This is a genomic window from Caballeronia sp. LZ028, from assembly GCF_031451415.1.
Taxonomy (GTDB): Bacteria; Pseudomonadota; Gammaproteobacteria; order Burkholderiales; family Burkholderiaceae; genus Caballeronia; species Caballeronia zhejiangensis.
The window spans coordinates 2,649,296-2,660,824 of the sequence record NZ_JARUXN010000001.1; the positions used below are offsets into that span (position 1 = coordinate 2,649,296).

Consider the following 11,529-nt stretch of genomic DNA (forward strand, 5'->3'; position numbering starts at 1 on the left):
TTATGGTTGCACAGGTGGCGGCAGGTAATGCCAGCCTGTGCATCCGTCGGATGAAGACACAGTGCTTGCCCGCTGTTCCATAATCTTCGCTCACGCGGATTTCCTCCTAGAAGCCTGACAACAAGTCTCCCAGATGACCATCGCCACCTCCCCCGCTCCCCTCGTCTTCGGCGATCTCCAGGGCTGCTGCGATCCCTTCCAGCGCCTCCTCAAAAAAGCCGCGCCATCACCCGACACACCGCTCTGGTTCGCGGGCGATCTCATCAACCGTGGGCCGAAGTCCTTGCAGACATTGCGCGAGATCATCGCCCTCGGCTCGCGCGCAACTGTCGTGCTTGGCAATCACGATCTGAATCTGCTCTCCGTCGCCGCTGGCCTGCGCAAGCCGAAAAAAGGCGACACGCTCGATGAAATCCTCGAAGCGCCCGACGCCGCCGATCTCATCGAGTGGGTGCGTCACAAGCCGGTCGCGCACTTCGAAAACAATGTGCTGATGGTTCACGCGGGCGTGTTGCCGCAATGGGACGCGACGATGACGATGGAACTCGCGCACGAGCTCGAGCAAGCGCTGCGCGCACCGAACTGGAAGGAAACGCTCGCGTCGCTCTACGGCAACGAGCCGCATCGCTGGGACGATTCACTGAAGGGCGCCGACCGGCTGCGCGTGATCTATAACGCGTTGTCGCGCATCCGCTTCTGCACACCCGAAGGCGCGATGGAGTTCGCCAACAACGGCGGCCCCGACGCGGCGCCGCCCGGCTACATGCCGTGGTTCGACGTGCCGGACCGCCGCACGCAGGACGTGACGATCGTCTTCGGCCACTGGGCCGCGCTCGGTCTCATGATCCGCGACGACGTTCTCTGCCTCGATTCGGGCTGCGTGTGGGGCAACAAGCTGTCGGCGGTGCGCCTGACGGCCGATCCCGCAGAGCGCGTCGTCACGCAGGTGAGCTGCTCGATGAAGAAGTGAGCGGCACTTCCGTCATCGCATCGGCGACGGCGGGCAGGCCACGCATCCGCTGAAGTGCGGCGTCGACGGAAGCCTGCGCCTCGCTCGCGAGCAACCGCCGGTCCGCGCCCGGTGCGAGCGGATCGCACACGTAAAGATGCGCGGTGAGCGGCCGCGCGCGCAAGAGCGCATCGAGCGAATCGTTGAGCGACATATCGCCGATATACGCCGGCGCGGTCGATTGCCTTCCTTGCGCATCCTCGTACATCAGGCAGATCGGCTGCACCGGGCACGACGCCGACACCGCCGCCTGAAACATGTTCGCGTGAAAGGGCAGCAGCGCTTGCCCGTCCGAGGTCGTGCCTTCCGGAAAGACGCACATCTTTTCGCCAGCAAGCAGACGATCCGCGAGCTCGTGCATGATGCGCTTCGCGTCGCTGCGCTTCTCGCGCTGCACGAACACCGTATCCAGTTGATGCGCAAGCCAGCCGACCACCGGCCATTTGCGGATCTCCGCCTTCGACACGAACGGCGTCGGACGCCACGCGTTGATGACGTAGATATCGATCCACGAGATGTGATTGCCGACGACGAGCACGCCGCTATCGAGCCGCGCCTCGTCGTTATGCACGACGAGCTTCATCCCCGAAAGCCGCAGCATTTCGAGCGACCACAGTCGGTTCATCTCGGCGCGTTCGGCCGCCGACGCGCGGGCAAAGCGCGTCGCGACGATCCACATGCCGTACAACAGATGCGCGACGAGCCGAAGCTTGCGCCATGCGAAGCGCATGTTCAGCGGCTCTCGTAAGCGACGTGACCGCCGACCACCGTCGCACGCACGCGCGCCGGCAATTCGTAGCCACGAAACGGCGTGTTGCGGCCCTGGCTCTTCAGCTTCAGCGGATCGACGCGCCATTCGCTCGCCGCATCGAACACGCACAGATCGGCGAGCGCGCCCGTCGCAATGCGGCCGGCGGGGAGCTTCAGCACGTCGGCGGGCGCGGACGTGATGCGCGACAGCGCCTTCGCGAGCGGCACGTTCGCTTCGCGCGCCCACTTCACCGTCAGCGACAGCAGCAATTCGAGGCCGGTCGCGCCGGGCGTCGCTTCGGCGAAGGGCAGCAGCTTTTCGTCGTCGTCGAGCGGCGTGTGATCGGAGCAGATCGCGTCGATGGTGCCGTCGGCGAGACCCGCGCGAATCGCATCGCGGTCGCGTTGCTGACGCAGCGGCGGATCGAGCCGGAATTGCGAATCGAAATAGCCGATGTCGATGTCCGTCAGATGCACGTGATTGATGGTCACGTCGCACGACACGGCGATTCCTTCGGCCTTCGCCGCGCGCACGAGCGCGACGCCCGCCGCCGACGACAGATGCGACAAATGCACGCGCGCGCCCGTCACGCGCATCAGTTCGAAGATGGTATGCAGCGCGATCGTTTCCGCCGACACCGGCACGCCCGACAGCCCCAGCCGCGACGCCACCGCGCCGCTCGCCGCCACGCCGCCCTTCGACATGTACGCATCCTGCGGACGCAGCCACGCGGTATAGCCGTACGTGGTCGCGTACTGCAGCGCGCGTTGCAGCGTGCGCGTATCGACGATCGGGTTATCCGCCTGCGAAAAGCCGACGCAGCCCGCTTCGGTCAGCTCGACCATCTCGGTGATGGTCTCCCCCTTGAGCCCGACCGTCAGCGCGCCGAGCGGATAGACGTGCGCGAGATGCAGTTTCTGCGCGCGAAACTTGAGCATTTCGACGAGACCGGGTTCGTCGAGCGTCGGATCGGTGTCGGGCGGGCACACGAGACTCGTCACGCCGCCCGCCATCGCGGCGGCCATCTCGGATTCGAGCGTCGCCTTGTGTTCGAAGCCCGGTTCGCGCAGACGCGCCGACAAATCGACGAAACCCGGCGCGACGTAAAGCCCCGAAGCGTCGATGACCTTGGCCGCGTTGAAATCCGCGGGCGCCTCGCCGATGCCGACGATCCTGCCCGCCGCGATGAACACGTCCTTGCGCTCTTCCGTGCCGGCCGCCGGATCGATGATCGTGCCGTTCTGAATCTGGATCTTCATGTCGTCTTTGTCAGTCAGTGTTGCCGGCCACGATGCCCATCACCGCCATGCGCACGGCGATGCCGAAAGTCACCTGATTCAGGATGACCGACTGCGGGCCGTCGGCCACTTGCGAGTCGATTTCCACGCCGCGATTCATCGGACCCGGATGCATGACGATCGCATCGGGCGCGGCGAGCGCGAGACGCTCGGGCGTCAATCCCCAGCTCTTGAAGTACTCCTGCGCGGACGGCAAGAGCGCGCCGCTCATGCGCTCGTTCTGCAGGCGCAGCATGATGATGACGTCGACGCCCTTCAGCCCTTCGTCGAGATTGTGATAGACGTGCACGCCCATCTGATCGAGATTGCCCGGCAACAGCGTGCGCGGTCCGATCGCGCGCACTTCGGGCACGCCGAGCGTCGTCAGCGCGTGAATGTCGGAGCGCGCGACGCGCGAATGCAGGATGTCGCCGACGATCGCCACGCGCAGCTTCGTGAAGTCGCGCTTGTAATGGCGGATCGTGTACATGTCGAGCAGGCCCTGCGTCGGATGCGCGTGACGGCCATCGCCCGCATTGATGACGTGCACGTGCGGCGCGCAATGCTCGGCGATCAGATACGGCGCGCCGCTCGATGCGTGACGCACGACGAACATGTCGGCGTGCATCGCGGAGAGATTGTTGATCGTGTCGAGCAGCGATTCGCCTTTGCTCGTCGACGATGCGTTGATGTTCAGATTCAGCACGTCGGCCGAAAGACGCTTCGCCGCGATCTCGAACGTGGTGCGCGTGCGTGTCGAGTTCTCGAAGAAGAGATTGAACACCGACTTGCCGCGCAAAAGCGGCACCTTCTTCACTTCGCGATCGGTCACGCTGACGAACTGCTCGGCGGTATCGAGGATGTGCGTGACGATCGAGCGCGGCAATCCTTCGATGCTCAACAGGTGCTTCAGCTCGCCGTTCTTCGTCAGCTGCGGATTGCCCTTGAGAAAGCCGTAGCGAAAGGTGTCGGGCGCGGCGGCGCCTTCGGTGGCGGTATTCATGTCGATCCCGGATGTACTTTGAAAAGACGTCGAAGCGCTCGCTTCAGCTGGCGCGCGCTTCCGTCCTGAAGTCGAATGCGCCGTCTTCGCGACGCGCGAGCACGAGATTCTGATTCGCGGGCACATCGAGCGTCGCGCCGGTGAAACGCGCGCCGATCGGCATTTCGCGCCCGCCGCGATCGGCGAGCACCGCGAGATCGATCGATGCCGGACGGCCATAGTCGTACAGCTCGTTGATCGCCGCGCGCACGGTGCGCCCCGTGGACAGCACGTCGTCGACCAGGATGATGCGGCGGCCGTTCACATCGAAGGGGAGCGAGGTCGGGCTCGCCTGGCTGTGCAGGCCTTTCTTCGCGTAGTCGTCGCGATGCAGCGCCACGTTCACCACGCCGAAGCGCGGCGCGTTCAGATCCTTCGCGAGCCGCTCGGCAAGCCACACGCCGCCGCTGAAAATGCCCGCGAGCACGGCGCCGTCGGGCGCGGCGAGCGATTGTCCGTAGGCAGCGCGAATCTGGTCGACGAGCGCGCGATACAGCGCCTCGGCGTCAATGGAACTCATGATCGTCGGCAAGTCCGTCGAGATATTGTTGAAGGATGACGCGCGCGGCTTCGGCGTCGATTTCGTCGAAGCGGCCCCGCGCATTGGCGCGCACGCCGCGCTCGCGCAAATCGGCTTTGGCGTCGACGGACGAGTAGCGCTCGTCCACCCATTGCACCGGCACGTTGAAACGTCCGTTCACCTGATTGCCGAAGCGCTTGGCGAGCGCGCTCATTTCGTGCGGCGTGCCGTCGGGATGCATTGGCATGCCGACGACGATGGCGTCGGGCTTCCACTCGTCGAGCAGTTTGCCCACTTCGACGAAGCGATATTCGCGATTGCGGTTTTCCAGCGTGACGAGCGCGCGCGCGTGGCGGGTGAGCGTATTGCCGACGGCGACACCAATGCGTTTCTCGCCGTAATCGAATGCCAGCAGCGTGGCTTCGCGGCTCATGCGTGCCCTGCTTCGCCGGACAACATCGAGCGCGACACGCCGAGCAGCGAGAGCGCCGCTTCGAGGCGGTCTTCGGCTGGTACGTCGAAGATGATGCGCGGATCGGCTTCGACGGTCAGCCAGCCGTTCTTCGAGATTTCCTCTTCGAGCTGGCCCGCGCCCCAGCCGGCATGACCGAGCGTGAGCAGGAAGCGCTCGGGGCCCTTGCCGCTCGCGACTGCTTCGAGCACGTCCTTCGACGTGGTCATGGCAAGGCCGCCGGGCACGCTCATCGACGAGCTATAGGGTTCGCCCTCGCCCGCTTCGTGCAGCACGAAGCCACGCTCCGTCTGCACGGGACCGCCGAAATAAACGGGCAAATGGACGAGCGGCTCGATTTCGAGCTTGAGATCGATGCGATTGAAGAGCGATTGAAGGTCGATGTCGGTCGGCCGGTTGATGACGAGACCGAGCGCGCCCTTCTCCGTGTGATCGCAAAGGTAGACCACCGTTCCTGAAAACGTCGGATCGGCCATGTTGGGCATGGCGATCAGGAACTGATTCGTCAAATTGATGCGATCGGAAGTCTTGGACATAATTCAGAATTTTAACAAAGGCGCTGCGAGATGGCCGACTTTGATGTGGGTCTGGTCTGGTTTCGGCGGGATCTGCGCGCGGCAGACAATGCTGCACTCTATCACGCGCTTACAAGGTGCCGTCGGGTGCTGTGCGCCTTCGTTTTCGATCGCGATATTCTTGCGCCGCTCGATAAAAAAGACCGGCGCGTGCCGTTTATTCACGCGAGCGTCGTCGAGCTGGATCGCACGCTGCGCGAGGCGGGCGGCGCGTTGATCGTGCGGCACGGGCACCCCGTGCACGATATTCCTTCGCTCGCACGCGAATGCGGCGCGAACGCCGTGTTCGTCAATCGCGATTACGAGCCGGCGGCGAAGGCGCGCGACGAAGCCGTCGCGCAGAAGCTCGCGAGTCAGGACATCGCGTTCTTCTCTTTCAAGGATCAGGCCGTCTTCGATCACGACGATGTGATGACAGGCGCCGCAAAGCCCTACACCGTCTTCACGCCGTACAAGCGCAAGTGGCTCGCGACGCTCACGCCCGATGCGCTTGCGCCCTACGCATCCGAAGAACATCTGGACGCGCTCGCGAAGCCGCCGTCGAACGTGAAGCATGCGATTCCATCGCTCGATGCGCTCGGTTTCGGCGATGCACCCGCGCCTGCGTTTCCCGCCGGCACGCGCGGCGCCTATGAGCTCTTCGACGATTTCCGGGACCGCATGATCGACTACAGCCGCACGCGCGATTTCCCCGCGCTAAAAGGGCCGAGCTATCTCGGCGTTCATCTGCGGCACGGCACGATGTCGATCCGCGCGCTCGCCCGCAGCGCCCACGATGCGCAGCGTCACGGCGACAAGGGCGCCGAAACGTGGCTAGGCGAGCTGATCTGGCGCGAGTTCTATTTCTCCGTGCTGCACCATTTTCCGCACGTCGGCGTGGCTGGCGATCATCGCGCGTTCAAGCCGGAGTACGACCGCATCGGCTGGGAAACGGGCGATGCCGCCGACGCGAATTTCGCCGCGTGGTGCGCGGGTCAGACGGGCTATCCGCTCGTCGATGCGGCGATGCGGCAGATCAACGCGTCGGGATACATGCATAACCGTCTGCGCATGGTCGTGGCGAGCTTTCTGACAAAAGATCTCGGCATCGACTGGCGACGCGGCGAGGCGTACTTCGAAGCGCATCTGAACGACTTCGAGCTGTCGAACAACAACGGCGGATGGCAATGGGCCGCGTCGAGCGGCTGCGATGCGCAACCATACTTTCGCATCTTCAATCCGGTCACGCAGTCACGGAAATTCGATTCGGCGGGCAAGTTCATCCGTCATTACGTGCCAGAGATCGCGGCTCTTTCCGATCGCGATATCCACGCGCCGTGGCTTGCAAAACCGGATGCGCTGAAAGCGGCGAAGATCTCGCTCGGCGCGGATTATCCGCAGCCGATCGTCGATCACGAAGCCGCCAGAAAACGCACGCTCATGCGTTATGACGTCGTGCGTGCGCCGGGCCCGAAGCAGCTTCCGCCCGACGACGACGGCGAAGACTAGCGCGCAAACGGCGCAGGTTTTTCGATCATCGCAGTCAGCGCGACGATCGATCCGCGCCCTTCCGAAGGCGCAATGCCGGCCGCCGCCTGATGCAGCATCGAACGCAGCATTTGCGCGGCGCGCTCGGGCACGGTCGCGTCGATGCCGCGTGTCGCGCCTTCGGCGCCATCGGCGTGCGTTTCGCCGTGATGCGCGACGCGCCGCCATGCGAGGCCGAGCGTATCCGCCAAGAGCGCGACATGCCCGAGGCCCAGCGCGCAAGCCGCCGCGCCCAGCCGATGCGACGCGTCCGCCGCCGACAGCGCCGCCGCTTCGTCGACCATGCCGGTTTCGTTCGCCTGCGTGCCGCGCTCGACGAGCGCGTCGATCGACGTTTCCGCGCTCTGCAGGAAGTCCTCGTAAGCACTCGCGTTCACGCGCAGCACGCCGAGATCGCGCGTCGCGGCGTCGCGCGAGGCTTCCTCGCCCGCCTGCGCGGCGCTCTCTTCCCACGCCGCTTCCGATTCGGGCGTCGCGGCGACGTGCCACGCGACCGTCAGGCCGTAATCGCGCAAAACATCGACGTGGTCGGCATCTTCCGGCCGCGCGCCGTACAGCGCGAAATCGCGCCACAGCAGCGCGAGCGTCGCGCGCACGAGCGAGCGCGGCGCATACGACAGCGCGTGCGCCTGATCCGCCAGCACGAGGTTGAAGCGCGCGTAGAGACGCTTGACGTCGGCGATGTAGTCCAGCTCGCCGCCGGTGCGCTGCGCGCGCTCGCGCAGCGCCACGACCGCCGACGACGCGAGCCGCCAGAAATCGTAGGGATCTGGGCCGCGCAGTTCGTCGAGGCAGGCGTCGAGGCGCGCGAACGTGTCGGCGGAGCCTTCGGCCGGTCCGCGCAAGAGTTTCAGCAACGTTTCCTCATAGCGCGCCCGCGTATGCGCGAGCCGCTCGGGCGCGATGCCGCGCAGCGTCGCCGGCGCGATCGCGCGGCCCGCGAGGGCGAGGTCATCGTAGGAAACCGGCGCGATGCGCGTATGCGATGCAAGCAACGCATGCAGGCCGCGATAGTGATCGAAGAGCGCCGTCGAGCACGAGAGTTCGCGCAGATTGCGCCGCTCGACCGCGCCGCGAAAAACCGCGATCGCATCGGCGATGCGTGCGTGGCTACCTTCCGATTCCTCGCCGAGCGGCGCGACGAGCGTCAGCGCCTCGGCGAAGCGCTGCGCGGGAAGCCACCCCGCCGAATGCAGCGCGGCGATCGCGCGCTTGAGCGCCGCCCCGGTTTCGCCCTGACGCTGGAACGCGTGCAGCGCGTCGGTCAGCGCCATTTCTGCGAGTCGCACCGATCCGCCGCGCGGATTGGGCAAGGCTTCGTACGGAACGGGCAGATCGGGACGAGATGTCATAACAAGCGCTCACAAGCCGGTTCGCGGGCGCGGCGATGGAAGGCCGCCGTCACCCGCCGTTTAAATGCGTCATCGACAGGCGGGAGACGGCGTCGCCGCGCCTGCTTCAAGCGTATGCCTTAACGGGCCGGTGCGGGAACCGAACCTGCAAAGGCTTTTCGCATCTTTGTTCGCCAACGTCGGTCGACGCCGGAATCGCCGCAACGAACTCATCTGACGCTGCAAAATCCGAAAAATCGGACGGGCCGCCCGACGGCGGCCCATGCGTGGCACGCGCCGTCAGCGACGTACGCGGTCCGCAAAAAACGCGCGCCGCATGACGCGAGTCATGCGGCGCGGCAGAACGACAAGATCAGATCTGGACCATCTCGAAATCTTCCTTGCGAGCTCCGCATTCGGGACAGGTCCAGTTGATCGGAACGTCCTCCCAGCGCGTGCCCGGCGCGATGCCCTCGTCAGGCAATCCCGCCTCCTCGTCGTAGATCCAGCCGCAGATCAGGCACATCCAGCTTCTGTATTCCATACTTATGCCGAGTCGATTGGTCGTTTAAAAATAGGACATGATGGTACCGTGTTGCCGTGCCGATGCCTAGCAAGCCGCCCGCCTGCGGTGCGCGCATCGTGACATGGGTCGAAACGGCCGTCACGCCGGGTCCGGTGAAGAAGGCTAGCGCACCGGAAAAAAGTGCGCAAAGAAACATTCCTGGCGGCGTTAGGCCGCATAATCAGACATGACCGAGCGGGCATTCGCTCACGCGCCGAGGCGCGCACGAGTTCGCTTAGAGCCGATCGTCCATCCAAGCAATCCAATACCATAATGTCCGTTTTTGCCATGACCGGCGATTCCCCACCGATCGTACTCACCTTCGGCCTTTCCGATCCCACGGGCGGCTCCGGCCTGCAGGCCGACTTGCTGACGCTCGCCAGCATGGGCTGTCACGGCGCGACCGTGCTGACGGGCTACGCGGTGCGCGATTCCGCGACCTGCGATGAAGTGACGGGCCTCGATCCGGACACCGTCGCGACCCAGGCGCGCATGTTGCTAGAGGACATGCCGATCGCCGCCTTCAAGATCGGCGCGGCGACGCGCGCGGAGCTCGTGTCCGCCATCGCCGAAGTCGTCTCCGATTACGACGACGTGCCGCTGATCCTCGCGCCCGATTTCACGCTCGACGACGAACACGTCCTGTCCGCCGATGAACTGCGCGAATCGCTCGCCGATCTGCTCGTGCCGCAGACCACCATGCTGATTGCCGATCACGCCACGCTACTGCAACTCGCGCAGCCCGACAGCGACGCGGAATCGCCGACGCTCGATTCCGCGATTTCCCACATTCTGGCGCAGGGCTGCGAGTACGTGCTCGCGATGGAAACCGGCACGCATCGTCACGTCAACACGCTCTACAGCGAAGAAGGGCTCGTGCGACAGGACACGTGGGAGCGCAGCGTGCAACGCATCATGGGCCTGACCGATACGCTCGGCTCGGCAGTCGCCGCCCTGCTCGCCAACGGTCAGGAACCTGCCGAGGCCGCGCGTGAGGCGCAAGAGTATGTGTTTCAGGCCGCGCGCGCCGCGTTCCGGCCCGGCATGGGCGCGTATCTGCCGGATCGCTTTTTCTGGGCGCGCTCGAACGATGCAGACGAAGAAGGCGACGCATCCGCGCTGCCCGACGATCCAACGGGATTGCCCGGAGAAGCCCGACACTGACACACAACAAGAAGGGAGGCGACGCGAGCGCATGCCATACCGACTGCCCCATCTGCACAAGCCCGGCCCGCAAGGCGCGATCCGCATCGGCTGCGCGGGCTGGGGCCTGTCGAGCGGTGTCTCCGCGAGCTTTCCGCATGAAGGCACTCATCTCGAACGCTACTCGCACGTTCTGACGTGCGTCGAGATCAACTCCAGTTTCTACAAGCCGCATCGCGAGCAGACCTACGCGAACTGGGCGCACAGCGTGCCCGAGTCATTCCGGTTCTCGGTCAAGCTGCCGAAGGCGATCACGCACGACGCGCGTCTCGTCGATATCGAATCGCTGCTCGACGACTTTCTCCGCGCGGCCGGCCAACTCGGCGACAAGCTCGGATGCTGGCTCGTGCAATTGCCGCCGAGCCTGCCGTTCGATCACGACATCGCCGACGCGTTTTTCAAGGCGCTGCGCGAGCGCACGACGTTGCCGGTCGCGTGCGAGGCGCGCGAACATAGCTGGTTCACGACGCACGCGGCAGCGTTGCTGAAGTCGCATCACATTGCATACGTCGACGCCGACCCGATTCCCGACGAATGCGAGATCAAGCATCGCGCGGACGCATCGCTCGTGTATGTGCGGCTGCACGGCTCGCCCGAGTTATACAGGTCTTCGTACGACTACACGTATCTCGACGAACTCGCGCGCACGCTGCACAACCGCGCGAAGAAGACGGCCGAAGTCTGGTGCATCTTCGACAACACCGCCGAGGGCCACGCGCAGCCCAACGCGCTGCATCTGATGGAGCGGCTGCGGATTCATCACAAGGTCTGAAGTTCTTTTTGGAGGCTTCCTCAGATGCTCAAGCTGCTTGCGGCCACGCTCGCCGCGTCTTGCATTTTCACGGCCACGCCGGCACACGCTCAGAACGCCACGCCCGCCGGCGATGGCACGTTCCTGCTGACGATCTTCCTCAAGCACGACGAATCGAAGACGCTGCCCCAGATCAATCAGCAGTTGAAGGAGCAAGGCTACTTCAAGCAGTTTCCGCCGCCGGGCGTCGAAGTGGTGTCGTGGTACGTGATGATGGGAATCGGTCAGGTCGTCACGTTGCGCGTACCCGCCGACCGGTTGCGCGAAGTCAACCGCGCGATCGAAAGCACCGCATGGGGCGGATATCGGACGGAGTTCTATCCGACGTACGACTACAAGGCCGCCGCGCAGAAGTTGCGCGAGGAAATGAACAAATAGTCCGGACGAAAAAAAACCCGCATCGCTGCGGGTTTCTTCTTTCGGCATGACGCGAGCCTCTTTCGAAG

Annotated in this window: 13 protein-coding genes; 5 read left to right on the forward strand and 8 right to left on the reverse strand. The window is 64.6% G+C overall.

All coding sequences use genetic code 11. From position 1 onward, the window contains the following. Positions 1-133: 133 nt before the first annotated feature. Positions 134-970, forward strand: a complete 837-nt coding sequence (locus tag QCE58_RS12535) for a symmetrical bis(5'-nucleosyl)-tetraphosphatase (RefSeq protein ID WP_250457466.1) — start codon at positions 134-136, stop codon at positions 968-970. Here QCE58_RS12535 and QCE58_RS12540 read toward each other — a convergent pair. Genes QCE58_RS12540 through QCE58_RS12565 form a run of 6 tightly spaced genes read right to left on the reverse strand, consistent with a single transcriptional unit; the run spans position 939 to position 5,607 of the window. Then, positions 939-1,739: a 1-acyl-sn-glycerol-3-phosphate acyltransferase gene (locus QCE58_RS12540; protein WP_239295075.1), complete on the reverse strand. Its 801-nt coding sequence runs from the start codon at positions 1,737-1,739 to the stop codon at positions 939-941. The two genes, QCE58_RS12535 and QCE58_RS12540, sit on opposite strands and share 32 nt — an antisense overlap. A 2-nt stretch (positions 1,740-1,741) precedes the next feature. After that, complete coding sequence (locus tag QCE58_RS12545) at positions 1,742-3,019, reverse strand: dihydroorotase (protein WP_250502574.1); 1,278 nt, start codon at positions 3,017-3,019, stop codon at positions 1,742-1,744. Positions 3,020-3,029: 10 nt separating this feature from the next. Beyond that, positions 3,030-4,040: an aspartate carbamoyltransferase catalytic subunit gene (locus QCE58_RS12550; protein ID WP_008342662.1), complete on the reverse strand. Its 1,011-nt coding sequence runs from the start codon at positions 4,038-4,040 to the stop codon at positions 3,030-3,032. Positions 4,041-4,083: 43 nt separating this feature from the next. Beyond that, entirely contained in the window at positions 4,084-4,599 is a 516-nt protein-coding gene (pyrR, locus tag QCE58_RS12555; protein WP_239295077.1) for a bifunctional pyr operon transcriptional regulator/uracil phosphoribosyltransferase PyrR, read from the reverse strand. Beyond that, positions 4,586-5,032 carry a Holliday junction resolvase RuvX gene (gene ruvX, locus QCE58_RS12560; RefSeq protein ID WP_244807555.1) on the reverse strand — a complete coding sequence of 149 codons (447 nt, stop codon included), beginning with the start codon at positions 5,030-5,032 and terminating at the stop codon, positions 4,586-4,588. Before ruvX ends, pyrR begins: the two co-directional genes overlap by 14 nt. Beyond that, complete coding sequence (locus QCE58_RS12565; protein WP_008342667.1) at positions 5,029-5,607, reverse strand: YqgE/AlgH family protein; 579 nt, start codon at positions 5,605-5,607, stop codon at positions 5,029-5,031. The genes ruvX and QCE58_RS12565 overlap by 4 nt, the downstream gene beginning before the upstream one ends. A gap of 30 nt (positions 5,608-5,637) precedes the next feature. Between QCE58_RS12565 and QCE58_RS12570 the strand changes: the two genes are divergently transcribed. Beyond that, complete coding sequence (locus QCE58_RS12570; RefSeq protein ID WP_239295079.1) at positions 5,638-7,134, forward strand: deoxyribodipyrimidine photo-lyase; 1,497 nt, start codon at positions 5,638-5,640, stop codon at positions 7,132-7,134. Here the strand turns inward: QCE58_RS12570 and QCE58_RS12575 are convergent. After that, the gene (locus QCE58_RS12575; protein ID WP_250529168.1) at positions 7,131-8,525 is read right to left on the reverse strand and encodes a hypothetical protein; all 1,395 of its coding nucleotides are present in this window, start codon (positions 8,523-8,525) and stop codon (positions 7,131-7,133) included. The genes QCE58_RS12570 and QCE58_RS12575 overlap by 4 nt on opposite strands. Positions 8,526-8,877: 352 nt before the next feature. Then, the gene (locus tag QCE58_RS12580) at positions 8,878-9,048 is read right to left on the reverse strand and encodes a rubredoxin (protein ID WP_008342674.1); all 171 of its coding nucleotides are present in this window, start codon (positions 9,046-9,048) and stop codon (positions 8,878-8,880) included. A 309-nt stretch (positions 9,049-9,357) separates the two neighbouring features. Here QCE58_RS12580 and QCE58_RS12585 point away from each other — a divergent pair, with 309 nt between their 5' ends. Genes QCE58_RS12585 through QCE58_RS12595 form a run of 3 tightly spaced genes read left to right on the forward strand, consistent with a single transcriptional unit; the run spans position 9,358 to position 11,461 of the window. Continuing rightward, entirely contained in the window at positions 9,358-10,233 is an 876-nt protein-coding gene (locus QCE58_RS12585; RefSeq protein WP_034471621.1) for a hydroxymethylpyrimidine/phosphomethylpyrimidine kinase, read from the forward strand. A gap of 31 nt (positions 10,234-10,264) precedes the next feature. Further along, positions 10,265-11,044: a DUF72 domain-containing protein gene (locus QCE58_RS12590; protein WP_244807560.1), complete on the forward strand. Its 780-nt coding sequence runs from the start codon at positions 10,265-10,267 to the stop codon at positions 11,042-11,044. A gap of 24 nt (positions 11,045-11,068) precedes the next feature. Continuing rightward, positions 11,069-11,461, forward strand: coding sequence for a hypothetical protein (locus QCE58_RS12595; protein ID WP_175980444.1), 393 nt, complete (start codon positions 11,069-11,071; stop codon positions 11,459-11,461). Positions 11,462-11,529: the final 68 nt, after the last annotated feature.